The following is a 774-nucleotide window of genomic DNA, read 5'->3' as shown; positions in this document are numbered from 1 at the left end:
AAATAATATCTAGCCAGACTACAGTTAGAATCTTCTACTCTCTTTAAAGGATAATAAAATGGTCTCTCTCTTTTTTCTTGAACAGCTTCTTTTTGAAAAGGTTCTTCAGAAAGAAAGGCTAGAGCTTCTTTAAAGGAAATTCCCTTAACAAGTCGAACAAAATCAATGACATCACCTTGAATATCTCTTGAAAACCATTTAAAAGTATTGGTAGTTGAAAAAATCCGAAATGAATCATGTTCAGGATGTTCATAGACACTGCTCGAAACTTGTTTAAAGGAGATACCTAAACGATTGGCTACATCAAGAATTGAAATTTGCTTACATTCTTCTATTTCCATGCAATATCATCATTTTGTCGTAGTATTTGGCAGTGATGGTATTGATGATGATTCTTCTAAATTTTTGGGAGTGGCCTTATCCAAATCATCTAACCCAGATTTCCAAACCTGTACTTGGTTGACCAATAACTTACCAGGAAGTTTAGAATAGGACAATTTAACAGTTCTTGTTTCTGTCTGATTGGTTTTTGATTGGTTGGCATTCTTTAAATTAGATACATAGGTTACATTATAAGAGACCATGGCAATGGCTTGATTCGTAGTCTGATTGACAAAGATATCAGCTTTTTCAAAATGATAATCCAAAATATAGTCCTTATACACTTGGTTCATGGCATCGTTTTGACTTGTCAATTCTTGAGAATAAGCCGATTCAGTCATATAAGGTTGAATACGTATATTATTTTCCCCTAGTTTTTCTTTCGTATAGTAC

At 33.2% G+C, this 774-nt stretch carries 1 protein-coding gene and 1 pseudogene; both read right to left on the bottom strand.

Features of this window, described 5'->3' with window-relative positions:
- Nucleotides 1–341: pseudogene (locus QZ359_RS07610) on the bottom strand (DNA primase); the annotation flags it as partial.
- A 9-nt stretch (nucleotides 342–350) separates the two neighbouring features.
- The coding region (locus tag QZ359_RS07605) for a peptidylprolyl isomerase (RefSeq protein ID WP_293965215.1) at nucleotides 351–774 on the bottom strand (424 nt) is incomplete at its 5' end.

The sequence above is a fragment of the Streptococcus sp. genome (genome assembly GCF_019414905.1).
Taxonomy (GTDB): domain Bacteria; phylum Bacillota; class Bacilli; order Lactobacillales; family Streptococcaceae; genus Streptococcus.
This window is presented reverse-complemented; position numbering and strand designations above follow the sequence as displayed.